Below are 24,979 nucleotides of genomic sequence, written 5' to 3'. Positions count from 1 at the left end.
CGCCTTATTGTTGTTGTTCGAGCGCGGCACCGTTCGCCGCAGCGAGGTGCACGCCGCCCTGGCCGACCAGGATCAGGTGGCCGTCGCCGGTGGCGCTGACGCCGGCCAGGGACAGCCGGTCGGGACGGTTGAACACGCTGAAGCTGCGCCCGCCGTCGGTGCTTTCGAGGACACTGCCGCCGTGGCCGACCACGACGATACGCCCGTCCGCCAGCAGCGCGCCGTCGGAGAGACCGAATTCCAGGTCGCCGGACGCCGCCTTCAGCGGTATCTCTTCCCAGCTGTCGCCGAAATCGGCGGAGCGGAACAGGTGGCCGCGCAGGCCGTAGACCAGCACGCCGCCCGCATCGGCGGTACCGATGGCGCCGAACAGCGAGCCCTCGTAGGGGCCTTCGAGTTTTTCCCAGGTGGCGCCCCAGTCCTTCGAGCGGAACAGGCTGCCGGCTTCGCCGACCACCAGCAGGCCGTTGTCCTTGACCGCGGCGATGGCGTTGAGGTGGAACTGGTCCTCGTTGTCCAGGCGCTCGCTGACGTCTTCCCAGTGCTGGCCGCCGTCGCGGGTCTCCAGCAGCGCGCCATAGGCACCGACGGCCAGGCCGTGCTGTTCGTCGGCGAACCAGATGTCCAGCAACGGCGCTTCGCGGCCGAGGTCCTCGAACTGCCTGGTCCAGGTGCTGCCGGCGTCGTCGCTGACGAGGATCTGCGCATCGTGCCCGACCGCCCAGCCCTTGCGCTCGTTGACGAAGAACACCGAGGTGAGCAACTGGCGGGTCGGCACCTTGGCCTGGGTCCAGGTCTTGCCGTCGTCGTCGGAGAGCAGGATATGCCCACGGTCGCCGACCGCGACCAGCCGCTTGCCGGCATGGGCGACGCTGAGCAGCAGGCTGCTGGCGGCCTTCGGCGATTCCACGGCGAATTGCGGCGGCGCGGCGGTTGGCGTCGACTCGGCCAGGACCGGGGTGGCGGCGAAGGTCAGAAGAGAAAGTGCCCCGAGAAACGACAGGGCCCTGCTGGCCAGGGGCGATCTGGAAGGAATGGCCGGATGCCGCGAAGCGTCCGCGGTTTGGCCGGGCGAAGTGCGCCACGTCATGGGCTCACGCATGGATACCGTCCCCGTTGTTGTTATTAGTGGTTCGTGGTGAGCGTTATATAGCCAGCGTTTGGCGACGGAGACAATTGAAGCCACGTTATCTTTTGTTAAGCGTGTAAGCCGTCTGTAACGGGGGGATCGGCGCCGCCCTCCTCCCCGGAGGGAAGCGGTCGGCGCCGGCGAGCGGAGCGATCAGCGGGTGCCGCGGCGGCGCAGGGCCGAGGGCTTGAAGTAGGAGTCGTCCGGTATCGCCTGGGTGAAGTCGATGGTACCCGGCTCCTCGTTGTCCAGGTTCTGCACGTGGTAGCGACGCGCCTGCAAGTCGTGAAACACGTCCAGCGCGCTCCAGGTGTACGGCAGGTCGTAGAAGTTCTTCAGGTAGGCCATCGACACCCGCCACAGTTCGCCGCGACCGTCGTACTGGTCAACCACCGCCGCGCTCCAGCTGTCCTCGTCGAGGTACAGGGTGCGCTTGGAGTAGATATGCCGCGCGCCCGGCTTCAGGGTACCTTCCACCACCCACACGCGGTGCAGCTCGTAGCGGGTGTATTGCGGATCGAGGTGGCCCGGCTTGAGCAGTTCCTCGTACTTCACCTCGGGGCTGCTGACCTTGTAGTTGTTGTAGGGAATGTAGATTTCCTTCTTGCCCAGCAGCTTCCAGTCATAGCGGTCCGGCGCGCCGTTGAACATGTCGGTGTCGTCGGCGGTGCGCAGGCCGTCGGCGGCGGCGATCGGCGTGTCGTAGGCAAGGTTCGGCGCACGCCGCACACGGCGCTGGCCGGCGTTGTAGCCCCAGGCCTGGCGCGGCTCCTTGACCTGGTCGAGGGTCTCGTGCACCAGCACCGCGCCGCCGGCCAGGCGCGCCGGGCTCTTGGTGAACGACAGGTAGTAGAACATCAGGTTGTTCAGGTCGGCGAAGCTGCCGCCCTTGAGGTAGTACTTGAACAGCGCTTCCTGCTGCGAGGTCACCAGCGAATAGCTACCGTTGCGCTGTACCGCGACTTCCGAAGCGCGGCGCACGACATAGGTGCCGCGGTAGCGGGCGACGTGGTTCCACAGCGCCTCCACGCCGCTCTTCGGAATCGGGAACGGCACCCCGCCATAGGCGTCGGCGAACCCGTTGCCGCCGTCCAGCAGCCTGGCGCTGGTGGCATTGGCGAAGGTGTTGTCGTACAGCCACTGCGGCGCCGAGCCGGAACGGCGGCTGGGGTAGACCGGCATCCGGAAGCTGTCCGGGTAGGTCTTGAACAGCGCCAGCTGGCCCGGGGTCAGGTGTTCCCTGTACTGCTCCAGGTTGGCCTTGTCGATGGTGAACAGCGGCTTGTCCGCGGCGAACGGATCCGGGTGGTGCTGGCCCGGCTTGTAGCCGGCCGGCGCCTGGGTGATGCCGCCGGTCCAGGCGGGAATGCTGCCGGCGGCGTTGCCGGCCTTCTCCGCGCCCAGCGGGGTGAGGCTCGACTTCAGTTGCGCCGCCTCGCCGGCGGAAACGCCGGCCAGCGCGCCGCCGCTGCCCAGTGCCAGCGCCAGGGAAGCGCCGATCAGCAGGTGCTTGTTCAACATGAGGGTTCTCCGTGTGAGGTGCCGGGCGCTCGCGGCGCCCGTGTCGTTATCGGTTCGGTCAGAAGGAGTACTTCACGGTCAGGCCGATGTTGTCGCGGTCGCGGATGTTGTTGTTCTGCCCGCCGCCGTAGAACTCGGTGTACTGCAGTTCGCCTTCCAGGCTGTTCAGGTAGGTGGCCTTGATCCCCAGGGTGTAGGCCTTGCGACCTTCGATGAAGTTGCCGGTCTGGTAGGAGTTGCCTTCGAAGTCGTCCTTGTAGACCACGTAGGGCGACACGTTGACCCCGGCGAACACGTCGTTCCAGGTGCCGCTGAGCAGCAGGGTGTAGCCGTAGGCGTTGCGGTTCACCTGGTCGCCACGGTCGCCACCGGAAACGTACGAGCTGTTGCCGCGCCCGGCATAGTAGCGGGTGCTGCCGTCGTAGGCGGTGTACTTCAGGCTGCTGCCACGCAGGTGTTCCGAGGCCAGCTCGGCGACGCCGGTCAACGAGTCGAAGCTCAGCGACGGGCCGAAGTTGTAGATGGTCCCGAGGGAGGTGTTGAACGCCTCGACCCGCTCGTAGTTGTGGATCTGCCCGCCGAGGCCGACCATCTGCCCGCCGACGTTGATCTGTCCGCCGTTGGCGGCTTCCGCCGCACCGTGGGCGAGGTCGCCGATCAGGTCGTTGGTGGCGGCGATGCCGATCGGCAGGTTCGGCCGATAGGCCAGCTCGCCGAACACCGAGGCGTCGCCCACCGTGGTGTTGAAGCTGAAGCCATACATGCGGATGTCTTCGGCGAACTCGCGGCGGGCATTGATGTTGCCCATCACGTCGGCGGTCACCAGGCCGTTGGCCAGGGCTTCGGCGAGGTTGCCGGCGATCGGCCGCAGGGTGTTGGCCAGCGCCGCCAGGTCGGCCCCGGCATAGTCGCCGATGTCGGCGTACAGGGTCGGCTCCTTGGAGTGGTAGTTGACGAAGTAGAAGCCGAACTCGGTGCTGTTCAGTTCCTCGGCGATGTAGCGGAAGGCCACGCCGAACTGGCCGTCGTTGCGCGCGTTGATGTCCTTGCCGATGGACGACACCTTCATCACGTTGCCGTAGGCCGGGGTCACGCCGTTGGCATAGAGGCCGGTGTTCTTCAGCGCGCCGCTGAGCAGCGGATTGTTGCCCAGCGCCTGGTACAGGCCGATGACGTTGCCGAAGCCGGGCACCGGGGTGTCCAGCGCGGTGCCGGTGAAGTCGCTGTAGCCGGTGTTGCCGCCGTCGGCGAACAGGTCGGTCTCGGAGAAGAAGGTACCGACCGGGTCGAGGCGGGTTTCCTTCCAGTTCCACTGGTAGAAGGTTTCCATCGACAGGTTGTCGGTCAGGCCGATGTTGAAGCTCAGCGCTTCCACCGGCATCAGCACTTCCTTGAGCTCGGAACCGGGCAGGCGGTACTTGGCGGCGTCCACCGGGTTGGTGGTGTTGACCCCGCCACGGTAGAAGATGCCCTCGCCCCAGTTGAACACCTGGCGGCCGAAGCGCGCGCTCAGCGGCATGTTGCCGATGTCCCAGCTGCCGTAGACGTAGGCGTCGAGGATTTCCGCCTTGTGCCCGGCGATGTCGCGGGTCTGGCTGGTGAAACGGTCGTCGTGGGGATAGCTCTGGCTCGGCTGCGATGGATCGTTGTGGCTGTAGTAGTCGTTGCGCTTGTCCATGATCTGGGTGTCATAGAACGCCGTGCCGCGGATGAACACGCCATAGTTGCGCCAGGTCGCCTCCAGGTCCGAGGTGATCTTGTAGACCTCGGAAACCAGGCCGGTATCGAAGTTGCGGTTGCCGTCGTTGGTGTTGATGTCGTTGTTGCTCTTGTCCTGCCCCTGCACCCGCCACAGGGTGCCGTAGGACAGGGTGGTGTCGAGCGAACCGGACACCTCGTTGTCGAGGAAGCTGAATTCGACGGCCTGGGCCTGGCCGCCCAGCAGCGGCAGCAGCCCGGCGAAGGCGAAGCCGGCCCGGGCCGGCGCGGAGCGCAGCCGGGGCTGGCGGTTGGGGATGTACATCGGGAACTCACTCCATGTGGTCATGCGTTGGGCGCCGCCACTGCGGGCGGTTCGCCGTTCGGCCGTTTCTCTGCGGCCTTGTTATGGGTGGTCGCGGCGTCACCGGCCTAGCATCGACGAAAGGGAACCGCGCGACGAGGCAGTGCAACCGGGATGCCAATTCAACGGAATCCTCCAGGCAATTCAATGGATTGCGAAAAAAACAGGACTTCCTGCGGGATGACTGTTCATTCACTGACCAGAAAACAGGAAGTGTCCGACAAAACGCGCCAGGCGAATTTCGCCGGTGGCGCGAAAAGTCCCTTCGCAGAGCCTGCGCAGGGAGGTTCGCGAAACACGATTAAGCGGACTCCATCAATGGAAAACAGTGAAGCGATTCCCAGAAGTAACAAAGGGCGTTACCAGCCAGTGGCCAGTAACACCCTCTTCCGGGCGAAGCTGGCGGATCAGGCCAGGCTCTTGCTCACCACTTCGTAGACGTCGCTGGACAATTCGCCGGAGGCCAGGATGCGTTCCAGCTCGCCGCGCATCAGCGCCTGCCGCGCCTCGTCGTACTTGCGCCAGCGGGTCAGCGGCACCAGCAGGCGCGAGGCGATCTGCGGGTTGAGTGCGTTGAGCACGATCACCTGGTCGGCGAGGAAGCGATAGCCGGCGCCGTCAGGACGATGGAAGTTGACCAGGTTCTGGTTGGCGAACGCGCCGATCAGCGCGCGCACCTTGTTCGGGTTCTTCAGGGTGAAGGCCGGGTGCTGCATCAGCGCCTGGACCCGCTCCAGCCCGCCCGGCAGCGGCGAGCCGGCCTGCACGCTGAACCACTGGTCCATCACCAGCGGGTCATCCTTGAAGTAATCGGCGAACATGGCCAGGGCCTTGCCCTTCTCCGCCTCGAAGCCGGAGTTGACCAGCACCGCCAGGGCGGTCAGGCGCTCGGTCATGTTGTCGCAGCCTTCGTACTGCTCCAGGCAGGCGGCGAGGATTTCCTCCCGGCCCGACAGCGACAGGTAGGACAGCGCGATGTTCTGCAGGCTGCGCCGGGCTATGTGCGAGGCCTCGGCGAGGTAGGCGGTGTCGCGGGAAATCTTGCGGTTGGCCTGGTAACGCTGCCACAGCGGCTCGAACAGCGCTTCGCCGATACGCTGGCGGGCGAATTCGCGGGCGGCATGGATCGCGTCGACATCGGCGACTTCGCTGATCTCGGTGAGATAGGCCTCGCTGGGCAGCGAGAGCATCTCGGCGACCATCGCCTGGTCCAGCGCCTCATCCGCCAGGAGGGTGCGGTAGGCCTCGATCAGGCGCGGGTCGAGTACCAGTTGCTCGCCGCGCTGGTGCTGGCCGATCAGCTCCTGCAGGACCTGCACCGAAAGCTGTTGGCCGGCCTCCCAGCGGTTGAAGCCGTCGCTGTCGTGCTGCATGAGGAACAGCAACTGGTCGCGGCTGTAGGGGAAGCTCAGTTTCACCGGCGCGGAGAAGCCGCGCAGCAGCGATGGCAGCGGCTGCTCCGGCACCTCGACGAAGACGAAGCGCTGCTCGGCCTCGGTCACCGCCAGCACGCGGTTGCCGCCCTGGGCCACGGCCTCGCCTTCCAGGCGCAGCGGAAGTTCGTGGCCCTGGCCGTCGAGCAGACCCAGCTCCAGCGGGATGACGAAGGGTTCCTTGCTCGGCTGGCCGGGAGTCGGCGGGCAGCTCTGGCGCACCGTCAGGGTGTAGCGGCGGGCGGCGGCGTCGTACTCGCCTTCCACCGCCAGGCGCGGAGTGCCGGACTGGCTGTACCAGCGCTTGAACTGGGTCAGGTCGACGCCATTGGCGTCTTCCATGGCCTTGACGAAATCGTCGCAGGTCACCGCCTGGCCGTCGTGGCGCTGGAAGTACAGGTCCGAGCCCTTGCGGAAGCCTTCGGCGCCGAGCAGGGTGTGGATCATCCGCACCACTTCCGAGCCCTTCTCGTAGACGGTCAGGGTGTAGAAGTTGGAAATCTCGATGAACGAGTCGGGGCGCACCGGATGCGCCATCGGCCCGGCGTCCTCGGCGAACTGGTTGGTGCGCAGGAAGGCGACGTCCTCGACGCGCTTGACCGTGCGCGAGTTCATGTCGGCGGAGAACTCCGAGTCGCGGAATACGGTGAAGCCCTCCTTGAGCGACAGCTGGAACCAGTCGCGGCAGGTGACCCGGTTACCCGACCAGTTGTGGAAATACTCATGCGCCACCACGCCCTCGACCCGCTGGTGGGCGGCGTCGGTGGCGGTTTCGGCGCGGGCCAGGACGCAACTGGAGTTGAAGATGTTGAGGCCCTTGTTCTCCATCGCGCCCATGTTGAAGTCGTTGACCGCGACGATCATGAAGATGTCCAGGTCGTACTCGCGGCCGTAGACCTCCTCGTCCCAGCGCATCGACTTCTTCAGGCTGTCCATGGCGTGCTGGACCTTGTCGATGTTCTCCGGCTCGACGTAGATGCGCAGCGCCACGTCGCGCTGGCTCATGGTGCGGAAGCTGTCCTCGACGCACCAGAGGTCGCCGGCAACCAGGGCGAACAGGTAGGCCGGCTTCTTGAACGGGTCTTCCCAGGTCGCCCAGTGCCGGCCGTTGCCTTCGGAACCGCTGGCCACCGGGTTGCCGTTGGAGAGCAGCACCGGGTAGCGCTGCTGTTCGGCGCTGACGGTGGTGGTGAAGCGACTCATCACGTCGGGACGGTCGAGGTAATAGGTGATCTTGCGGAAACCCTCGGCCTCGCACTGGGTGCAGAACATCTTGCCGGACTTGTACAGGCCTTCCAGCGCGGTGTTGCTCTCCGGATGGATACGCACCGTGCTCCTGAGGACGAATTCGGCCTGCCGCGGTTGCACCCCGAGCTGCTCGTCGTCCAGTTGGTAGTCGTCCGCGCCGAGCGCCTGGCCGTCCAGTTCGAGCGCCAGCAGCTCCAGTTGCTGGCCATGCAGCAACAGCGGCGGCAGGCCGGCGCCGCGCTCGGGGTTGCGCCGCAGCTTCAACTCGGCGTGTACCAGGCTGTGGTCTTCGAACAGTTCGAACTTCAGGTGGGTCTCGTCGATCAGGTAGTCCGGCGCCTGATAGTCCTTGAGGTGGATGACTTTCGGTTGCTCGGTGCGCATGGCTTGTGGCCCTTCTGCTCAGTGATGCACGGCGATCTGGTAGGCCGTGTATTTGCGAATGTTGATCACCCCGGTATTGAGGATCAGGTACTGGCCCTTGATACCGCGAAGCGTGCCTTCGACGATAGGCGTTTTTTCCAGGTCGAGGCTGGCGACCTTGCTCGGGTAGGCCTCGACCGGGTAGGCGATCTCGAGCGGATCGAGGTCGATAACCGGTTGGATCGCCTGCAGGCCGAAACGTTGCTGCAATTCGCGCAGGCCGTCGGCGCACTGGTCGAACAACTGCTCGCGGACTGCCGCCAGATCGACCGGCTCGGCTTCGCCCTTGAGCATGGCCCGCCAATTGGTGCGGTCGGCGACCTGGCTGCGCAGCAGGTCTTCCACCAGGCCGGACTGCTGGCGGGTGGCCACGCGCAGGATCGGCAGCGCCTGGCGCGCGCCCTGGTCGATCCAGCGGGTGGGAATCTGGCTGGCGCGGGTGATGCCGACCTTTACCCCGGAGGAGTTGGCCAGGTACACCACGTGATCGGTCATGCAGAACCGCTCGCCCCACTCCGGTTCGCGGCAGGTGCCCTGCTCGTAGTGGCACTTCTCCGGGCTGACGATGCAACTGTCGCACTGCGCCAGCCGGGTGAAGCAGGGATAGCAATAGCCCTGGCTGAAACTCTTCTTCGTCTTGCGGCCGCAATGGGTGCAGAAGATGCTGCCGAGGTACTCCAGGCGCAGCGGCCGGCCGATCAGCGGGTTCACCGCGACTTCGCGGTCGTCGAGGCGGAAGGCGTATTGCACGGGAGCATTGCTTTCCAGGCGCGCCGTCATCTTGCTCAGCGCGCCGCGGGCGATTTCTTCCATCAGTGCACGGAGTCCGACTTGAACAGGATGTTCGGGATCGGCTCGTCGGAATGCGAGGAGCAGTGCTGCGGGCCCATGTAGCCGGTGCGCTCCTCCTCGGGGAGGTTCTGCAGCTCCCAGGCGATCACCGCCTGCAGGCAGAGTTCCTTCTGCTCCTGGGTCAGCTTGCGGCCGTCCGGCCACTTGCCGATCTCGATGGCCAGCTTGAGGTTCTGGTAGATCTCAGGAGTGATGTTCTCGATCGCTTGATTGAAGGACGACATGGCCGGCTCCGGTGAAAAGGCGTACCGGCCATTCTACCGGGCCGGGGCCGGCGGCGCACATCGAAGCTGCCGCAGCCCCTCGCTCAACGGCGACGCCGCGCCAGCAGGCCGCCCAGCAAACCGCTGAGGCAACCGACCAGCAGCCCGCCAACGTGCGCGCCGTTGGCGATGGAGCCGAAGCCGAGCAGGTCGATCACCCCGGACAGGCACACCAGCAGCCAGATCAGCATCATCGCCACGACGCCCCTGGGCAGGCGATAGGCCTGGTTCGGCGCCAGGTACTGGAAGATCCAGCAGTGCCCGAGCAGGCCATAGAGCACCCCGGACAACCCGCCGAACAGGCTGGCGCCGCTCACCGCGTACTGCACCACGTTGGACACCAGGCCGAACAGCAGGGTCAGGCCGAGCAGCATCGGGCGGCCCTGGCCGAACTCGATGCGCCGGCCCAGTTCCCAGAACCACATGGCGTTCATCGCCAGGTGCAGCCAGCCGAAGTGGATCAGCATCGGCGTGAACAGCCGCCACCATTGACCCGCCGCCAGGCTCTCGGCCAACGGCGTGAACAGCGCGTACTGGCCCTGGATACGGAAGTCCTGGAAGGTCAGCCAGCGCATCGTCGCGAAGTTGTCGCCAAGGTAGGTGACAGCGGCGACGACGAAGGTCAGCAGCAACACCGCGGCGGTCATCGGGCTCATCCGCAGTTGCCGGACGAAACCCTGCCCCGCCGGTCGCGGCGCGGCCTCCAGGGTCGCCTGCGGATCGCCTTCGGGATAACGCCGGTACAACTCGCGGACCTGCTCGGCGAGCCGCTCGTCGGGCACCCAGAGGACCTGCTGGCCGGACTCCTCGCTGACCCGGTGCGGCACGTTCAGACGCCGCAGCAGGCCGACGAAGCCGGCCAGGTCGACCGACAGGGGAAACTTCAGGACCTGCACCGCGCTCACTCGTCAGCCTCCGGCCGCTTCACTTCGACCCAGACGAACTTGTGCCGGTCCAGGCGGGTTTCCTCATCCAGGCGATAGGCCGCCAGCTTGCCGTACATCACCGCGCTGTAGTCCAGGCAGGCCAGGTTCGGCCGGATCGGCGCCGGCGTGCCGCGTCGCCAGTAGTGGCCGACGAACAACAGCGGTTCGTCGGCGCCGTAGGTCAGCAGGCTGGACTTCTGCTCCTCGCTGAGCGGCTCGCGGGCGATCGCTTCGGGCAACGCGTCGGGCTGGAAGACGATATCGCCGTAGGTGCGCGGCGCCTCGTCCTCGACCCAGAACTTGGTGCGGAAGAAGGCGCGCGTATAGCCATCGCTGCTGGTCAGGGTGGCACCGTGCGGCAGGCGCATGTCGGTGCCGCGCAGCAGACGGTTGCAGGCCAGGTCGGCAAAGCTGCCGGGCTCCGCCGACTCCTGCAGGAAGGCTTCGCTGATCCGCCCGTCGGGGAACTGCCGGCGCAGGGTCGCGATCAGCTCGCCATCCCAGCAGGCATGGACCATGCGGAAGCGCCCGGCATCGAGGAACAGCGGCAGTTGCTGGAACCAGCCGAGGAAGTCGCGCCAGTCGGCATCGTGGCCCTCGAACTGCTCGAGGGTCTCCTTGATCAGCCGGGCATGCCGCGGCGTATGCTCGCGGACGTACTGGCGGCCGCTGCCGGGCGCCGCCGGGGTGCTCCAGCCGAGCGCGTTGAATTCGTGGTTGCCCATGATGCACAGCGCCTCGCCGGCGTCGACCATCGCGTGCACCCGGTGCAGGGCCTCGCGGATGCGCGGGCCGCGGTCGACGATGTCGCCGAGGAACAGCGCCTGGCGCCGCGGATGGCGCCAGACGCCGCCCTGCAGGCGGTAGCCGAGCAGGTCGAGGAGGCGGTCCAGGGTATGCGCGCAGCCGTGGACATCGCCGATCAGGTCGTAGCCACGTCCGGGGTCGAGTTGCATCAGTCGCCTCCGCCCAGGCGGCTGCCCCAGCCGAGCTTGGTCCGGCAGATCTCGTAGTAGTTGTGGTCGATGGGGTGGATCAGGCGCAGCTTCTGCGGCTTCTTGCTGATCGTCACGGTATCGCCGGGGGCGCAGGTGAAATGGTTCTGCCCGTCGCAGGAGACCTGCGGGTAGATCTGCATGTTCGGCGACACGACGATCTTCAGCTCGCTGTTGCCGTCCACCACGATCGGGCGGCTGGAAAGCATGTGCGGGTACATCGGCACGATGACGATGGCATCCAGCTTCGGATGCATGATCGGACCGCCGGCGGACAGCGCGTAGGCGGTGGAACCGGTGGGCGTGGCGACGATCAGGCCGTCGGCCTTCTGGCTGCAGACGAACTGGCCGTCGATATACAGCTCGAACTCGATCATCCGGGTCGACTTGCCCGGGTGCAGGACCACGTCGTTGAGCGCATCGCCCTGCCCCATCGAGTCGATACCGCGACGCACCTGGGCATCGAGGAGGAAGCGGCTCTCGACGATGTACTGGCCGTCCAGCACCTCGCCGACCTTGGCCTCCAGTTCATCCGGGCGGATGTCGGTGAGGAAGCCCAGGCTGCCGCGGTTGATCCCCAGCACCGGCACCTTGTGCCGGGCCAGCGCTCGGGCCGCGCCGAGCATGCTGCCATCGCCGCCGACCACCACCACCAGGTCGCAGATCTCGCCCATGATCTTCCGCGAGCAGGTCTGCAGGCCGTGTCCGGGCAGGACTTCGGCGATGGTGTCCTCGAGGATCACATGCAGGTGGCGATCGATCAGGAATTTCTTCAGCCGGCGAATGGTGTCCAGCACCTGGGTGCTGCCGAGGCGGCCGATGATGCCGATATTGCGAAAGGGTTCCATGCGGTTCCTGCGAAAAGCTGGCGGGCGGGATAGAGCGGATTATGGGCGAAAGCCGCGGACAGCGGCAAACCCGCGCATGTAAGGGAAATCGCCGCGAGTGGCGCAACCCGGCTAACCTCAGGGTATGACGCTGCTGACCGAACTGCTCGACGAATTGCACCACCCGGCCGTCCGCGACCTGGCCTGGACCCTGCTCGCCCCGCCGTTGCTGCGCCGGACCCCGGAGCCGCAGCGCCATCCGCTCGCCGCCAGCCGCTGGCGCCAGGAGCCGGAGCGCCTGGCCGCCTGGTTGCGCGAACAGGAGCGACAGCCGCAGCACCTCGCCGCCTGGCTCGCGCAGTGGCCACGGCAGCGTCTCGGCCTGTACTACGAACATCTCTGGCAATTCGCCCTGGAACAAGCCCCGGACGTGCGCCTGATCGCCGCCAACCTGCCGGTGCGCGACGGCGGGCATACCCTTGGCGAACTCGACCTGCTGCTGCGGGACGACGACGGCATCCACCATCTGGAACTGGCGATCAAACTCTACCTGGGGCCCCAGTCCGGCCCCGGCGACTGGCTCGGCCCCGGCGGCCAGGACCGCCTGTCACGCAAGCTGGAACACCTCTGCCGACACCAGTTGCCGCTGGCGGCGACCCGCGAGGGTCGCCAGGTGCTGGCCGCCCATGGCGCCGAATCGGCCGTTTCCGCATTGTGGCTGAGCGGCTACCTGTTCCATCCCTGGCCCGGGCCGGGCAGCCTGCCCGCCGACATCGAGCCACGGCATCTGCGTGGCCGCTGGCTCCGCCAGCGCGACTGGCCGGCGTACCTGGCCAGCCTGGCCGGACCGCAGACCGGGCAGCATTGGCTGCATCTGTCGCGCGAGCACTGGCTGGCGCCGGCCATGCGGCGGCAGGACCCGCTCGACCCACCGCGCGACGGCGCCTGCTGGAACATCGCCTTCGCCGACGAGGCACGTCCGCAAATGCTGGTAAGGGTGGTGCCGCGCGACGGCTACTGGGTAGAGGCCGAGCGCCTGTTCCTGGCCAGCGACGACTGGCCACCGGGGCTCAGCCTGTGGGGTAGCGCGCGCCAGGCCGCGGATGCCTGATCAGAGCAACGCCAGCAAACGCTCCTGCAATGCCCGGCGGCCCTGCAGACCTCCGCTGTGCAGCGCCACCAGCCGGCTGCCGCGAGCCACCGCGCCGCTCTCCACGGCCTCGCGCAGGGCGAGCAGCAGCTTGCCGGTGTACAGCGGTTCGAGGGCGACGCCGCTGGCCGTCTCGAACTCGACGATGAACCGCGCCAATTTCCCATCGAGGCGGGCGAAACCGCCACGGCTGGCGTCCAGCAGGCGATAGCCGGCATCGGCCCAGCCCGCCTCGGCAAGGGTCGCCGCGACCTGGGCGGCGACGCCGTGGTCCTCCGGCACCGCCAGCGCGCCCACCACGGGATGCCGCCCGGCCTCGCCGAGCACCAGGCCGGCCAGTGTCGTACCGGTACCGGCGGCCACCCAGATCGCGTCGTAATCGTCCCAGCCGAGCGTCGGCAACTGGGTCGCTATGCGCTCCACCAGCCCGATGCAACCGCGCGCGCCCAGCAGCCCGCCACCGCCCTCGGCGACCGGCAGCAAGCCTGGGTAACGTTCCCGCCAGGGAAGCCAGAAGCCGGCGGCATGCCGCTGGCGATAGCCGCCGTAGCCGAGCCAGTGCAGTTCCATGCCGAGACTGCGCAGGTCGCGCACCGTCGGCGTATCGACTTCGTGTCCGCGCAACAGGCCGACGCAACGGAAACCGAAACGCGCGCCGGCGCCGGCCAGCGCGTGCAGGTGGTTGGAATGGGCGCCGCCGAGGCTGATCAGGCCGTCCAGCCCCTGCTCGTGGGCCAGCGCCAGGTGTGGCGCGAGCTTGAACCCCTTGTTGCCGGAGATCAGCGGATCGGCCTGGTCCAGGCGCAGCAGCGCCAGTTCGACCCCGGCCCGTTGCAGCCAGTCGAGTTCGAGACGCTGCAAGGGTGTATGCGGTGACCAGTGGGGAAACGGCAAGGAGTCAGCTCACGGTGCGCAGGCGCCCCGTGGTCTTGTGCCGGGCGCAGCAGTTGGTGTCACCGGCGACGAAGCGCGCCGGGTTGTCGACCCGGTCGAGCGGCAGGTTGCAGCGTTCGCCGCCGGGCAGCAGCGCCTCGCAGCGCGGCTGCTGGAAGTGGTCCAGCCACTGGCGGTACTGGCTCTCGGAGACGAAGCACTTGGCCGCCGCGTAGGCCAGCGGATTGTCCTGGTAACGCGGGATGTCCTGCAAGGGGATGGTCAGGTGCCCGGCACCGGGATGGTAGGCGACGAATACCACGCCCTGGCCGGATAGACGCTCCAGCAGTTGCTCCGGTCCCTGGGCGGCCAGACGGTCGCGCTCGGCGCGCAGCTCGGCCAGTTCCTGCTCCAGTTGCTGGTCCAGCTCGTTGCGGTAGGCCAGTTCGACGTCGCGGATCGAGACCTGCTCCTTGTAGCCGGCCACCGCCGCCGCCACCCGAGCCTCCAGTTCGTCGGCGAACTCCGAGCGCAGCAGGTCGGTCTCGTTGCGCCCCTGGTTCTCGATGAAACGCAGTTGCCGGGTCAGTTCCTCGCGGTTGCGCTGGAACTGCTCGCCCTGCTCCAGCAGACGCTGCTGCAATTCGGCGTTCTCCCGCGCCTGCCGTTCCAGGGCCTGTTGCAGGCTGAGCACTTCGCTGCGCAGGATGTCCAGTTGCCCGCGGGCGTCCTGTTCGCGCCTGGCCAGTTCCTCTTCGTGCTGCCGGGCGAGCCCGGCCAGGCGCTGCTCCTGCTGCCGGGCCAGGGCGGCGAGCTGTTGTCGCTGCTGCTTGACCAGTTGCGCCAGGCGCGCCGCCTGCTCGTCCTCCTGCTTGCGCGGAGGCTCCGCGGGCGGTGCCTTCGGGGCGGCGGGACCGGCGGCGTACCATTGCTCTTCGGCGGCCATCTGCAGCCGCTGCGGCTCCACCGCGGCAGGCTCTTCGTCCACCAGCAGGCCCAGCTGGTTGCGCCTGAGCGCGTCGCGGATGAGCACGAAATGGTTGCGTCCGGCGCTGCTCTCCGGGTCCCAGAGGTGCATCTGGTGCCAGGACACCGGGCACTGGCTGCGACAGGCCAGGCGGATCGGCCCGCCGCCCATGTCGGGGCCGCGTCCGGCGCGTTCGGCGAGGTTGCGCAGAGGCAGGTTCCAGCCGGTGTCGGCGCCGCCCTGCTCGTCGAAATCGAGATAGAAGAACACCGCCGCCCGCGCCTGCAGGCGCGGATTGATCAACACATAGGCCAGGTGCATCTGCCGGTCGGCGTATTCCGGCATGCGCACCAGGCCATCGAGCAGCGCCTCGAATTCGGGATACAGCATTTCCTTGCAGACGCCGCTGTCGTTGAAGAACAGCACGGCCTCCGCCATCTGTGGCTTTTTCTGCATGCTCATCGCTAACCCTCGAACGCCTGGCGAGGCGGCCCGCATCCGGCAGTACCCATCTGGCATGTCACCTGAAAAACAGGCGCTATCTCGTTGTTCGGGCAAGTCTAGGGGAAAAAATGTCGCGGGCAATGTGACTGGGTTGGCAGACACCCGGGCGATGCCGGACGGCCCGCCGAGCGGTAGGGGAAATTGTGAAGCGGTCGGGTTTTGAGCGGACGGAGATCACCGTGGCAGAGCGCCACCGTTCACCGAACCGGTGCACAGCCCCCCGCCGCGCCGACGAGGGCGGACAGGGGCGATACGCAGAACCTGTGCGAGCTGGAGAAAAGCCGTTTTCAACGCAGTTTCTCCGCTACGCAACAGATCGCGGAAAGGCTCTCAGAGTTCGGCAGCCAGGCGCGAACCCTGGTTGATGGCGCGCTTGGCATCCAGCTCGGCGGCGACGTCGGCGCCACCGATCAGGTGCACGCTCTGGCCGGCCGCCAGCAGGCCGTCCTGCAACTCGCGCAGCGGGTCCTGGCCGGCGCAGACGATCACGGTATCCACCGGCAGCACCTGCGGCTCGCCCTCGGCAACGCGGATATGCAGGCCGGCGTCGTCGATCCCGAGATACTCCACGGCATTCACCATCTGCACCTGCTTGTTCTTCAGGCCGGCGCGATGGATCCAGCCGGTGGTCTTGCCGAGGCCGTCGCCGACCTTGCTCTTCTTGCGTTGCAGGAGGAACACCTGGCGCGCCGCCGGATGCACCTCGGCCTTGACCCCGGCGATGCCGCCGCGGGCTTCCAGGCGAGTATCGATCCCCCACTCCTTCCAGAACGCCTCGCGCTCCAGGCTGGTGGACGGACCGGCATGGGTGATGAATTCGGAGACGTCGAAGCCGATGCCGCCGGCGCCGATCACCGCCACCTTGCCACCCACCGGCTTGCGCTCGAGGATCGCATCCAGGTAGCTGATCACCTTCGGATGCTCGATGCCGGGGATCGCCGGTGTGCGCGGAACGATGCCGGTGGCGAGGACGATCTCGTCGTAGCCGCCCGCGACCAGGTCGTCCACGTCGACCCGGCGGTTCAGGTGCAGTTCGACACCGGTGCTCTCCAGCTTGTTGCGGAAGTAGCGCAGGGTCTCGTGGAACTCTTCCTTGCCGGGAACCCGCTTGGCCACGTTGAACTGCCCGCCGATCTCGCCGGCGGCGTCGAACAGGCTGACCCGGTGCCCACGCTCGGCGGCCACGGTGGCGGCGGCCAGGCCGGCCGGGCCGGCGCCGACCACGGCGATCTTCTTCGGCCTGGTGGTGGGGATGTAGTTCAGCTCGGTTTCGTGGCAGGCGCGCGGGTTGACCAGGCAACTGGTCAGCTTGCCGCCGAAGGTGTGGTCGAGGCAGGCCTGGTTGCAGCCGATACAGGTGTTGATCCGTTCGGCGTGGCCGGCGGCGGCCTTGTTGACGAAATCCGGGTCGGCGAGGAACGGCCGGGCCATGGAGACCATGTCGGCATCGCCCTCGGCCAGGACCTTCTCCGCCACCTCGGGAGTGTTGATGCGGTTGGTGGTGATCAGCGGGATGCCGACCTCGCCACGCAGCTTGGCGGTGACCTTGGTGAAGGCCGCGCGCGGCACCTTGGTGGCGATGGTCGGGATGCGCGCCTCGTGCCAGCCGATACCGGTGTTGATCAGGGTCGCGCCGGCCTTCTCGACGGCCTTGGCCAGCAGCACGATCTCGTCCCAGCTGCTGCCGCCCTCGACCAGGTCGAGCATGGACAGGCGATAGATGATGATGAAGTTCGGCCCCACCGCCTCGCGCACCCGGCGGACGATCTCCACCGGCAGGCGCATGCGGTTCTCGTAGCTGCCGCCCCAGCGGTCGGTGCGCTGGTTGGTGTGCTGCACGAGGAACTGGTTGATGAAGTAGCCTTCCGACCCCATGATCTCGACGCCATCGTAGCCGGCGACCTGGGCCAGGCTGGCGCAGTTGACGAAGTCGGCGATCTGCTTCTCGATGCCTTCCTCGTCGAGTTCCTTGGGCTTGAACGGATTGATCGGCGCCTGGATCGCGCTCGGCGCCACCTGCTTCGGGCTGTAGGCGTAGCGGCCGGCATGCAGGATCTGCATGCAGATCTTGCCGCCCGCCTCGTGCACCGCCTGGGTCACGATCCTGTGCTTCTCCGCCTCTTCCGGCGTGCTCAGCTTGGCCGCGCCGGAATACACGCCGCCCTCTTCGTTCGGGCCGATGCCGCCGGTGACCATCAGGCCGACGCCGCCACGGGCGCGTTCGGCGAAATACGCCGCCATGCGCTCGAAGCCCTGCGGCTTCTCTTCCAGGCCAGTGTGCATGGACCCCATCAGGGTGCGGTTGCGCAGGGTGGTGAAGCCGAGGTCCAGCGGGGCGAGCAGGTGCGGATAGGGAACGGCGGCGGTCATCGGGGGTCTCCACATCGGACGAAACGCGTTCACGGATATGCCGCGGCCTCGGGCGCAATGCGCGGCACGGGCAGCGGTCGGTATGGCGACGACTCTAAGGAGCGCCACCGGAGCGCTCAATGATCCTAAATGACAAGTTACTGATCGGAATGCACAGGGATGCTTGGCAAGCCGACGCCACTCCCCTACCCTGTGGGCTGCCTTGGAGACCCGCATGCGCAAGCTGATCTTCCTGATCCTCATCACCCTCTTCGCCGCCTACGCCGGCTGGGCCGAACGCCGCCCGGTAGGCCACTACCTGTCCGACCTGCGCAGCCAGGTCAGCGTGGTCCAGGGCCAGCCCGGCGAGCGCGGCAATCTGCTGGCGGTCCAGCCGGAACTGTTCACGCCGGACTACCAGAGCGCCGAACGGTTGCAACTGAAATTCCACGCCTACCTGGAAAATGCCCGCCGCCAGGGCCTGCTCAACGAGCGCACGGTGGTGGTGTTCCCCGAGCATGTCGGCACCTGGCTGGTGGCCAGCGGCGAGAAGCCCGAGGTCTACGCCGCTGCCGACTGGCCCACGGCGATGGACTGGATGGCCGCGAGCAACCCACTGAAGGTGGCGCGCGGCTGGATCACCGCGCGCGGCGATCAGCGTCTCACCGACACCCTGTTCCGGATGAAGGCGGTGGACATGGCCCACGACTACCAGACCCTGTTCGGCGGGCTCGCCCATGATTTCAAGGTGACGGTGGTCGCCGGCTCCATCGTCCTGCCCGACCCCGAGGTCGAGGACGGCGAGCTGCGTCCCGGCACCGGCCAGCTGTACAACGTCAGCCTGACCTTCGGTCCCGACGGCCGGCCGCTCGGCCAGCCGCAACGCAAGGTGTTCCCGACCCGCCACGAACTGAGCTACCTCAACAACGGTCGCGGCGAGCGCCTGCAGGTGCTGGATACGCCGGCAGGACGCCTGGGCGTGCTGATCGGCACCGACAGCTGGTACCCGGACACCTACGCCACCCTGGTCGAACAGCGCGTCGAACTGCTGGCGATCCCCGCCGCCCTGAACCAGAGCGGTCGCTGGCAGCAGCCCTGGCCCGGCTTCGATGCGGAGCTGGTTCCCGGCGACGTACGCCTGGCGCCGAACAGCCTGAGCAACGCCGAGGCCTGGCAGCGCCTGGCGGTCGGCGAGCGCCTGCTGGCCAGCGGTGCGCGCGGCGCCGCCGTGGCCTTCGCCCATAGCCGCCTGTGGAACGTCACCGAAGACGGCCAAAGCCTGCTCGGTTCGTCGCAGGGCATGCGCCAGGCCAATCCCGGCGGCGGTGCGCAACTGGTCAATCTCTGGCTATGAGCGCGCCCCGGGTTCGCCTCGGCGACCTCTCGGTCGGCTTCGTCCAGGCGCTGGCCGACGCCCTGCTCGCCGCCGGCGTCGAGCCCGCACCACTGCTCGAGCAGTACGGCCTCGACCAGCGGCGCCTGGCCGAACCCGGGGCGCGCCTGTCGATCCCTCGCTACATGCGCCTCGGCCATGCCGCCATACAGCTCAGCGGCGACCCCGCCCTCGGCCTGCAGATGGGCCGCCTGAGCCGTCTCGGACAGATGGGCCTGGCCGGCGTCAGCGTCGCCCAGGCGCCCAACCTGCGCGCCGCCGCGCGGGCAATGATCCACCTGGAACCGCTTTACGCGCAGAACTACCGGGGCCAGTCGAGCCTGGTGGAAGACGCCGGCGGCGCCTGGCTGCGCTTCTATTCGATCAGCCCTTACAACGCCTATAACCGCTTCGTCGTCGATTCGGTGCTGGCAGGCTGGATCAGCCATCTCGGCGCCCTGGCAAGGCAGCCGTTGAAAGCGGAGCGGGTGGAGATCGAATATCCAGCGCCGCCTTGGGCCGAGCGCTACGAGGCATTCTTCGGCTGCCCGGTGGAATTCGGCGCGCCGACCAACCAGTTGCGCCTGAGCCAGGCCAGCCTGGCCCTGGCGAATGCCGAGCACTGTCCGAGCACCTGGAACCAGATGCTGGAACTCTGCAACCGCGAACTGGAGCAGTTGACCCGCACCCGCAGTTGGCGCGAGCGCGTCAGCCGCCTGCTGGGGCCGATGCTCAATGGTCGCGAACCGGACCTCGAGGAAATCGCCGCGCGCCTCAAGTTGCCGACCTGGACCCTGCGGCGCAAGCTGGCCGAGGAAGGCACCCAGTTCCGCAGCATCCTCAACGACACCCGCCGCGACCTGGCGATGGTCTACATCCGCGAGACCGACCTGGCTTTCGGCGAAATCGCCTACCTGCTCGGCTTCGCCTCGGCGGAAGCCTTCCAGCGCGCCTTCAAGCGCTGGAGCGGGCAGACGCCCGGCGAATTCCGCCGCGCCCAGCGACAGAGCGCATGATCACATCTCGGTGGCATCGTCCGCCGGCTCTGGCAGATCGCATTCGGCGGCATGCTGCTCCAGCAGTTCTTCCTGGTAGTCGTCCATCGCGGATCACCTTCGTTCGTCTGTGTCTTTCAGCTGTAGACGAGGAAGATGACAGCGGGATTACCGCGCGCGGACCGACGGAGCAGGAAATCCGGCAAACAAGGAGAAAGCGGAAGACGCAGGGGACGACGGAAACGAAAAAAGCGGCCATTGGCCGCTTTCTTCGTGGCTCACCCCGCCTCGGCGTGGTGAAGATGTATGGCGCAGCGGACGGGACTCGAACCCGCGACCCCCGGCGTGACAGGCCGGTATTCTAACCGACTGAACTACCGCTGCGCGTCGGCTGGGCAAGATGCCCGGTAAAGCGACTTCCTCTCGTTGCAGCCAGGCTGCCCGCCTTCTGGTGGAAGACGGCGAGTTCGGGGTGGTGAACTCGGGAGGGGAAGTGAATGGCGCAGCGGACGGGACTCGAACCCGCGACCCCCGGCGTGACAGGCCGGTATTCTAACCGACTGAACTACCGCTGCGCGTAACTTGCGAGATTGGTGGGTGATGACGGGATCGAACCGCCGACCCTCTGCTTGTAAGGCAGATGCTCTCCCAGCTGAGCTAATCACCCTTCACTCTCGAAGTGGGGCGCATTCTACCGACCGAAAAACCTAAGTCAATGCCCTGATTGAATTTTTTTTGAAATTTCGGCGATCGCCTGTCGCCACGGTCGGCGCCGGGGCCCAGGCCGGGCCCAGCCACGGGCCGCTCACTCGACCCGCAGGCTCAGGCGCGCCGAGACCCGGCCGTCGACCTGGCGGTCCAGGCCGGCCTCCGCCACCTGCACGCCCTGCCCGTTCAACTGCTCCAGCCAGGGCAGCAGCTTGGCGAATGGCGCCGGCTGCAGGGCCACCTGCACGGCGCCCTCGCCTTCGTTGTCGAGGCGCTCGACACTCAGTCCGGCCTGGGCCGCCGAAGCCGTGACCATGCCCTGCAGCGCCGCCGGGTCGATCTGCGCCTGTGGCGCCGCGGCATCGGCCTGGCGCACGTTGGGCGCCTGCTGCTGGATGTAGGCATGCAGCGCGCGCTGTTCGGTGAAGTACTGCCGCGCCGACTGCAGATGGCGCTCGGCCGGGCGCCACAGCGCCAGGTAAAGCACCACCAGCAGGAGGAACGCGCCGAGCCAGAGCAGCGCCAGGCGGTCCCGCGCCGGCAGCCCGCGCCAGCGGATCGCCAGCTGCGAGGTTTCCGCCTGGGCCCTGAGGCGCTCGTGGAATTGCGTCATCACCTTCATCTCAACCTCCTATCACCAGGCGCGCGCTGACCGTCGAGCCATCGCGGCTGGCCGAACCCAGCTGCACCGCCAGCCCGGACTCGCTGAGACGCGAACGCAGCCGTTCCAGCACGTCGAAACCGGGAGCCCGCACCTGGAGGGCGACGTCGCCGCGAGCGGCGCTGAAGTCCAGTTGCTCGACGCTCACCGTCGGCTCGCCGCCGATCACCGTGGCGGCCTGGCCAAGCAGGCCGAGCAACTGGCCCTCGCCGCCGCTGCTGGCGCTGTCGGCCAGGTGCTGGTCGAACTGCGCGCGCAGGTTGATCAGCTTGCGGTCCTCGGGAAACAACTGGCGGTAGAGTTCTGCGCTCTGCGCCGCGTAGCGGTCGCCTTCGCGCTGCAACTGCCAGGCCTGGAGCAGGGTGAAGCCCCATTGCAATACCAGCCACAGCCCGACCAACCCCAGCAGCGGCCGCCAGCGGCGCCACTGGCTGCTCTGCTGGCGCGCGGCGAACTCGGCCTGGGCCAGGTCGGTGCCCAGCGGCTGCTCGCTCAGCCAGACGTGCGGATTGCCCGCCAGGGCCTGGACTTCCACCCCCTCCAGGGGCGCCACCTCCTGCGCGGCGAAGGCCCGCTGCGGCGGCGGGCAACTGTCGCGCAGTACCGGCCAATCCTCGCTGCCGCAGGCCAGGCGTACGGCGCCGCTGCCGCCGAGCAACCAGCGCTCTTCCAGCCAGAACAGGCAACTGCCCTCGCCCGGCAGGCAATCGGCATCGACATGCAGCGAAGCCGGCGCCTTGCCCGCGCCCTCGGCCAGCGCCAGCCAGGCGGCAAGCCAGGTGCGCTGCACGGCGAATACCCGGTGGCGGCCGTCGGCCAGCGCCGGACCAAGGGCAAGATGCATCTGCTCGACATCGTCGGCCAGTTGTTCCTCCACCGCGAACGGCAGCGACTGGCGCAACCAGCGCGCCTTCTGTGTAGGCAGGTTCACCGCGCAGGCGGTCACCGCCTCCACCGGCAGGTACAGCCGCCAGGGCGCACGGATTTCCGCCAGCGCCTGGGCGAACGGCGCGCGCCGGCACTCGCCATCCTGCACCCACCATACCGCCAGTTCCCCATCGGCCCCCGCCGTGCTGGCGGGCGGCAGGAACAGCGCACTCACTCCACTCATCGCTCGTCCTTCTTCCAATCGTCGCCGCCCGTCGACGGGATGGGCAGGCCGCCCTGCCCCATGTCGCGGGCCATCACGCGTATCTTGCCGTCCTTGCCCCGCTGCAAGGTACTCACCAGCACCTGCCGGCGGTCGCCCAGGCTGACCTCGCTGATCACCTGGAAGTAGCGGGTGCCGACGGCAAAGTTGACGTTACTTGCCTTTGATCCCAACTCGTTCAGGTGCTTGCTGAACTCAGTCTTCTCCTGGAAGCCTTCTCGCCCACGGGCCGCCACGATGTTTTCCGCCTGTCCCGGATCGATCTCGAACATGGCGGCCAGCACCGGCACGCTGGCAGTGTTCACGTTCAGCGGCGCATCTTCGGGCAAGGCGCTGACGAACGGCAGCAGGCGTCGATAGTCGGCTTCCGACAATTTCAGCAGGCGCAGCTCGGACACGTCCTTGAAACTGCGGTTGGCGGCGCGGTAGGCCGGCGCCTCCAGCAGGTACTGGTTGTCCTCGGCGCCTTGCTCGCCCTGCGGATTCTGGTCGGCGTCGAGCCAGTCGGCCAGCCGGTCCGGCAAGCCCTGGACGATCTCTTCCTTCATCCCCAGGGTGGCCAGCAGGCGACGGAACTGCTTCACCGAATCCGGCTTGACCTTGCGCTTGCGCACCAGCCCGTTGAGGTTGAAACGTCCGCTGGGGTCCTCGATCCGCACCCGCAGCTCGCCGCCGTCGTCCAGCTTGAACGGCGTCATCGGTCGCGCCCAGGCCTCGCCCAGGTGGTCCACCGGCTCGCGGGTATTCTCGCCGCCCTGGCGCAGGTCGCGGCGCAGCACCGCTTCCGCCAGGCGTTCGCCGCCCAGCGCATAGTGCCAGGCCTGGCGCACGTGCAACTGGTTGGCGCTGCTGCGTATCGCCAACTGCTGGCGGATGATCAGCCCGGCGCAGACGATGGTCACCACCGCCACCACCAGCAGCACGGTGATCAGCGCGACGCCGTTCTGCCCGCGCCTCATTCCGGCGCCCCCGGCATGCCTTCCGGCGGCTGCGGCACTCCGCCCTCGCCGTTCTCGCCATTCTCGCCGCCCGGCTGGCCCTGCGGCTGGTCCTGCTTGAGCGGCGGATCGAGCAGACGCCAGACGCGCACCAGCTTGCCGTAGTGGCGGTGCTCCAGGGTCATCTCCACCGCCAGCGGCAGGCTTTCCAGGCGCTCCTCCTCGCTGCCTTCGTCGGTCGGCCAGTGGCCCTGCCAGTTGTGCTCCTTGTCGAGGAAGCGCCAGCTCAGCGCGGTAACCCCGTCCAGCACCTGCTGCACCCGTGGCTTGCTGTCCTGGGCGCGGTCCAGAACCAGCCAGTAGCGGCGTTCGAGGGTCTCCCCGGACAGCGACCAGCGCACCCGCTGCAGGCGCGAGCGCGCCTGGCCGAGCGGGTTGCGCCAGCCGCCACGGGTGAATTCGACGATCTGGTCGTTCTCGCCCTCGCTGAGGAAGGCGCCACGGTTATCGCCCAGTTCGTCGCGTACCGGACGTTCGACCGCCTGGGTCAGGTCGCGCTCCAGCGCGCCCATCGCCCGCACCAGCTCGCGCATGCGCTGCTCCTGCACGCGAGTCGCCTGGTCGGTCTGCATCACGCTGTCGAACATGCGGTAGGTGGCCAGGGCCAGCAGGGCGAAGATGGCGATGGCGATCAGCAGCTCGAGCAGGGTGAAGCCCCGCTGTAGCCTCATGGCTGGCTCCCGAGGAAACCGACGAGGCGCGCCGCGGCGCGTTCCTCGATGCTGCCACGCTCGCGGCCAACGGGCTTCGCCGCGACCCAGACGATCACCCGCCGCATATCCTGCTCGGCGGTGCTGTCGACCTGGGTGCGCCACTCCCAGCGGCGCCCGGCGAACTCCAGCTCGCCCTGGTTGCGGCCGCTGGAGGGCGGCGTCTGTTCCAGTTGCAATTCGTTGAGACGGTTGTCGGCGATCCACATCGCCAGGGTCTTGTCTTCCAGCCGCGAGGCGTTCTGCAGGCTGCGCGCGCTGGCACTGAGCACGCTGGCCGCGACCATGGCGAAAATCGCCAGGGCCACCAGCACTTCCAGCAGGGTGAAACCGCGCGCGCGCCTCATCGCCGCGCCACCTCGACCCGTGGCAGGCGGAAACCGTCGCTGCTCAGCGACAACGCCCGCCCCTCGGGTCCGCGCTCGGCCAGGCGCAGGCGGAACGGACTGAGTTCGCCACTGGAGAGGATCAGCAATTGCGGCTGGTCGGTGCCTTTCTTCTGCTCCTTCTCGCCCTTGCTGCCGGCCAGCACCAGCGGCTGGCCGTCCAGCTCGAAGGTCAGCTCCGCCCACTCCGGCAGGCGGTGGCTGTCGCGCGCCACCGGCAACCAGCGCGCCTTCGCTTCGTCGTAGCGCAGTACCTGATAGGCATCGCGCTCCAGGCGCAGGCCGTACTCGCGGTTGTCCAGCACGGCCTCGTCGGTCAGCACGCCGATCAGCCCGGCGAGCCGCTCGGCCTCGCTGTCCAGCTCCCGCGAGGTGCTGGCGAAGCCGGTGCTGAGCACCGCCAGGCCGATCAGCACGCTGATGATGACCATCACCACCATCAGCTCGATGAGGGTGAAGCCGCGCGAAGCCCGCATG

Annotated in this window: 21 protein-coding genes and 3 tRNA genes; 3 read left to right on the top strand and 21 right to left on the bottom strand. The window is 67.6% G+C overall.

Annotation, left to right across the window (positions count from 1 at the left end; genetic code table 11):
- Positions 1-4: 4 nt before the first annotated feature.
- The 9 genes from AT700_RS09425 to AT700_RS09385 all read right to left on the bottom strand — a co-directional run bounded on the left by AT700_RS09425 (position 5) and on the right by AT700_RS09385 (position 11,700).
- Positions 5-1,102, bottom strand: coding sequence for a WD40/YVTN/BNR-like repeat-containing protein (locus tag AT700_RS09425; RefSeq protein WP_003119767.1), 1,098 nt, complete (start codon positions 1,100-1,102; stop codon positions 5-7).
- 180 nt (positions 1,103-1,282) lie between these two features.
- Positions 1,283-2,650 (bottom strand): DUF1329 domain-containing protein, encoded by a 1,368-nt coding sequence (locus AT700_RS09420; protein WP_003091320.1) that lies wholly within the window; start codon positions 2,648-2,650, stop codon positions 1,283-1,285.
- Positions 2,651-2,708: 58 nt separating this feature from the next.
- Positions 2,709-4,673, bottom strand: a complete 1,965-nt coding sequence (locus AT700_RS09415; RefSeq protein WP_003104994.1) for a DUF1302 domain-containing protein — start codon at positions 4,671-4,673, stop codon at positions 2,709-2,711.
- A 446-nt stretch (positions 4,674-5,119) separates the two neighbouring features.
- Complete coding sequence (pepN, locus tag AT700_RS09410; RefSeq protein WP_003116455.1) at positions 5,120-7,777, bottom strand: aminopeptidase N; 2,658 nt, start codon at positions 7,775-7,777, stop codon at positions 5,120-5,122.
- Between the two features lie 18 nt (positions 7,778-7,795).
- Complete coding sequence (locus AT700_RS09405; protein ID WP_047690387.1) at positions 7,796-8,629, bottom strand: DUF2797 domain-containing protein; 834 nt, start codon at positions 8,627-8,629, stop codon at positions 7,796-7,798.
- On the bottom strand, positions 8,629-8,892 hold the full coding sequence (locus tag AT700_RS09400; RefSeq protein WP_003104989.1) for a YeaC family protein: 264 nt from the start codon (positions 8,890-8,892) through the stop codon (positions 8,629-8,631). The genes AT700_RS09405 and AT700_RS09400 overlap by 1 nt, the downstream gene beginning before the upstream one ends.
- 83 nt (positions 8,893-8,975) lie before the next feature.
- Positions 8,976-9,836, bottom strand: a complete 861-nt coding sequence (locus tag AT700_RS09395) for a rhomboid family intramembrane serine protease (RefSeq protein WP_033998846.1) — start codon at positions 9,834-9,836, stop codon at positions 8,976-8,978.
- On the bottom strand, positions 9,833-10,813 hold the full coding sequence (locus tag AT700_RS09390; protein ID WP_003091336.1) for a metallophosphoesterase: 981 nt from the start codon (positions 10,811-10,813) through the stop codon (positions 9,833-9,835). The genes AT700_RS09395 and AT700_RS09390 overlap by 4 nt, the downstream gene beginning before the upstream one ends.
- Complete coding sequence (locus AT700_RS09385; RefSeq protein WP_003091343.1) at positions 10,813-11,700, bottom strand: NAD(+) kinase; 888 nt, start codon at positions 11,698-11,700, stop codon at positions 10,813-10,815. Before AT700_RS09385 ends, AT700_RS09390 begins: the two co-directional genes overlap by 1 nt.
- Positions 11,701-11,824: 124 nt before the next feature.
- Between AT700_RS09385 and AT700_RS09380 the strand changes: the two genes are divergently transcribed.
- The gene (locus AT700_RS09380; RefSeq protein ID WP_019726529.1) at positions 11,825-12,790 is read left to right on the top strand and encodes a DUF1853 family protein; all 966 of its coding nucleotides are present in this window, start codon (positions 11,825-11,827) and stop codon (positions 12,788-12,790) included.
- On the opposite strand, the gene AT700_RS09375 is transcribed toward AT700_RS09380, so the two are convergent.
- The 3 genes from AT700_RS09375 to AT700_RS09365 all read right to left on the bottom strand — a co-directional run bounded on the left by AT700_RS09375 (position 12,791) and on the right by AT700_RS09365 (position 17,543).
- Positions 12,791-13,690, bottom strand: coding sequence for a 1-aminocyclopropane-1-carboxylate deaminase/D-cysteine desulfhydrase (locus AT700_RS09375; RefSeq protein WP_017001936.1), 900 nt, complete (start codon positions 13,688-13,690; stop codon positions 12,791-12,793).
- Between the two features lie 37 nt (positions 13,691-13,727).
- The gene (locus AT700_RS09370; RefSeq protein ID WP_003143611.1) at positions 13,728-15,167 is read right to left on the bottom strand and encodes a hypothetical protein; all 1,440 of its coding nucleotides are present in this window, start codon (positions 15,165-15,167) and stop codon (positions 13,728-13,730) included.
- 336 nt (positions 15,168-15,503) lie between these two features.
- Positions 15,504-17,543 carry an NADPH-dependent 2,4-dienoyl-CoA reductase gene (locus tag AT700_RS09365; RefSeq protein ID WP_003103513.1) on the bottom strand — a complete coding sequence of 680 codons (2,040 nt, stop codon included), beginning with the start codon at positions 17,541-17,543 and terminating at the stop codon, positions 15,504-15,506.
- Positions 17,544-17,757: 214 nt separating this feature from the next.
- Here AT700_RS09365 and AT700_RS09360 point away from each other — a divergent pair, with 214 nt between their 5' ends.
- Together AT700_RS09360 and AT700_RS09355 are read left to right on the top strand one after the other, a co-directional pair.
- On the top strand, positions 17,758-18,876 hold the full coding sequence (locus tag AT700_RS09360; protein WP_003103515.1) for a carbon-nitrogen hydrolase family protein: 1,119 nt from the start codon (positions 17,758-17,760) through the stop codon (positions 18,874-18,876).
- Positions 18,873-19,910 carry an AraC family transcriptional regulator gene (locus AT700_RS09355; RefSeq protein WP_012613883.1) on the top strand — a complete coding sequence of 346 codons (1,038 nt, stop codon included), beginning with the start codon at positions 18,873-18,875 and terminating at the stop codon, positions 19,908-19,910. Before AT700_RS09360 ends, AT700_RS09355 begins: the two co-directional genes overlap by 4 nt.
- 286 nt (positions 19,911-20,196) lie before the next feature.
- Here AT700_RS09355 and AT700_RS09350 read toward each other — a convergent pair.
- The 9 genes from AT700_RS09350 to xcpU all read right to left on the bottom strand — a co-directional run bounded on the left by AT700_RS09350 (position 20,197) and on the right by xcpU (position 24,978).
- Positions 20,197-20,273: transfer RNA gene (locus AT700_RS09350), tRNA-Asp, on the bottom strand.
- A 114-nt stretch (positions 20,274-20,387) separates the two neighbouring features.
- Positions 20,388-20,464, bottom strand: a tRNA-Asp gene (locus tag AT700_RS09345).
- Between the two features lie 16 nt (positions 20,465-20,480).
- A tRNA-Val gene (locus tag AT700_RS09340) sits at positions 20,481-20,556 on the bottom strand.
- Positions 20,557-20,694: 138 nt separating this feature from the next.
- Entirely contained in the window at positions 20,695-21,219 is a 525-nt protein-coding gene (xcpZ, locus tag AT700_RS09335; RefSeq protein ID WP_003091369.1) for a GspM family type II secretion system protein XcpZ, read from the bottom strand.
- A 1-nt stretch (position 21,220) separates the two neighbouring features.
- On the bottom strand, positions 21,221-22,369 hold the full coding sequence (gene xcpY, locus AT700_RS09330) for a GspL family type II secretion system protein XcpY (protein ID WP_048520962.1): 1,149 nt from the start codon (positions 22,367-22,369) through the stop codon (positions 21,221-21,223).
- Complete coding sequence (gene xcpX / locus AT700_RS09325) at positions 22,366-23,367, bottom strand: GspK family T2SS minor pseudopilin variant XcpX (RefSeq protein ID WP_003119753.1); 1,002 nt, start codon at positions 23,365-23,367, stop codon at positions 22,366-22,368. The genes xcpY and xcpX overlap by 4 nt, the downstream gene beginning before the upstream one ends.
- Positions 23,364-24,077, bottom strand: a complete 714-nt coding sequence (gene xcpW, locus AT700_RS09320; protein WP_003110067.1) for a GspJ family T2SS minor pseudopilin variant XcpW — start codon at positions 24,075-24,077, stop codon at positions 23,364-23,366. The genes xcpX and xcpW overlap by 4 nt, the downstream gene beginning before the upstream one ends.
- A complete protein-coding gene (gene xcpV, locus AT700_RS09315; RefSeq protein WP_003143604.1) occupies positions 24,074-24,463 on the bottom strand; it encodes a GspI family T2SS minor pseudopilin variant XcpV in 390 nt (129 codons plus the stop codon). The genes xcpW and xcpV overlap by 4 nt, the downstream gene beginning before the upstream one ends.
- Entirely contained in the window at positions 24,460-24,978 is a 519-nt protein-coding gene (xcpU, locus tag AT700_RS09310; protein WP_003103530.1) for a GspH family T2SS minor pseudopilin variant XcpU, read from the bottom strand. The genes xcpV and xcpU overlap by 4 nt, the downstream gene beginning before the upstream one ends.
- Position 24,979 lies beyond the last annotated feature (1 nt).

Source organism: Pseudomonas aeruginosa (assembly GCF_001457615.1).
Taxonomy (GTDB): domain Bacteria; phylum Pseudomonadota; class Gammaproteobacteria; order Pseudomonadales; family Pseudomonadaceae; genus Pseudomonas; species Pseudomonas aeruginosa.
The sequence above is the reverse complement of the archived record's forward strand: the minus strand, read 5'-3'. Positions and strand labels throughout refer to the sequence as shown.

Coding starts and splice junctions, on each gene's coding strand:
- AT700_RS09360 (WP_003103515.1), top strand. CDS start 17,758: ATGCGCAAGCTGATCTTCCTGATCCTCATCACCCTCTTCGCCGCCTAC.
- xcpY (WP_048520962.1), bottom strand. CDS start 22,369: ATGAGTGGAGTGAGTGCGCTGTTCCTGCCGCCCGCCAGCACGGCGGGG.
- pepN (WP_003116455.1), bottom strand. CDS start 7,777: ATGCGCACCGAGCAACCGAAAGTCATCCACCTCAAGGACTATCAGGCG.
- AT700_RS09420 (WP_003091320.1), bottom strand. CDS start 2,650: ATGTTGAACAAGCACCTGCTGATCGGCGCTTCCCTGGCGCTGGCACTG.
- AT700_RS09425 (WP_003119767.1), bottom strand. CDS start 1,102: ATGCGTGAGCCCATGACGTGGCGCACTTCGCCCGGCCAAACCGCGGAC.
- AT700_RS09415 (WP_003104994.1), bottom strand. CDS start 4,673: ATGTACATCCCCAACCGCCAGCCCCGGCTGCGCTCCGCGCCGGCCCGG.
- xcpW (WP_003110067.1), bottom strand. CDS start 24,077: ATGAGGCTACAGCGGGGCTTCACCCTGCTCGAGCTGCTGATCGCCATC.
- AT700_RS09400 (WP_003104989.1), bottom strand. CDS start 8,892: ATGTCGTCCTTCAATCAAGCGATCGAGAACATCACTCCTGAGATCTAC.
- AT700_RS09355 (WP_012613883.1), top strand. CDS start 18,873: ATGAGCGCGCCCCGGGTTCGCCTCGGCGACCTCTCGGTCGGCTTCGTC.
- xcpX (WP_003119753.1), bottom strand. CDS start 23,367: ATGAGGCGCGGGCAGAACGGCGTCGCGCTGATCACCGTGCTGCTGGTG.
- AT700_RS09385 (WP_003091343.1), bottom strand. CDS start 11,700: ATGGAACCCTTTCGCAATATCGGCATCATCGGCCGCCTCGGCAGCACC.
- xcpV (WP_003143604.1), bottom strand. CDS start 24,463: ATGAGGCGCGCGCGCGGTTTCACCCTGCTGGAAGTGCTGGTGGCCCTG.
- xcpU (WP_003103530.1), bottom strand. CDS start 24,978: ATGCGGGCTTCGCGCGGCTTCACCCTCATCGAGCTGATGGTGGTGATG.
- xcpZ (WP_003091369.1), bottom strand. CDS start 21,219: ATGAAGGTGATGACGCAATTCCACGAGCGCCTCAGGGCCCAGGCGGAA.
- AT700_RS09380 (WP_019726529.1), top strand. CDS start 11,825: ATGACGCTGCTGACCGAACTGCTCGACGAATTGCACCACCCGGCCGTC.
- AT700_RS09365 (WP_003103513.1), bottom strand. CDS start 17,543: ATGACCGCCGCCGTTCCCTATCCGCACCTGCTCGCCCCGCTGGACCTC.
- AT700_RS09390 (WP_003091336.1), bottom strand. CDS start 10,813: ATGCAACTCGACCCCGGACGTGGCTACGACCTGATCGGCGATGTCCAC.
- AT700_RS09370 (WP_003143611.1), bottom strand. CDS start 15,167: ATGCGGGCCGCCTCGCCAGGCGTTCGAGGGTTAGCGATGAGCATGCAG.
- AT700_RS09405 (WP_047690387.1), bottom strand. CDS start 8,629: ATGGAAGAAATCGCCCGCGGCGCGCTGAGCAAGATGACGGCGCGCCTG.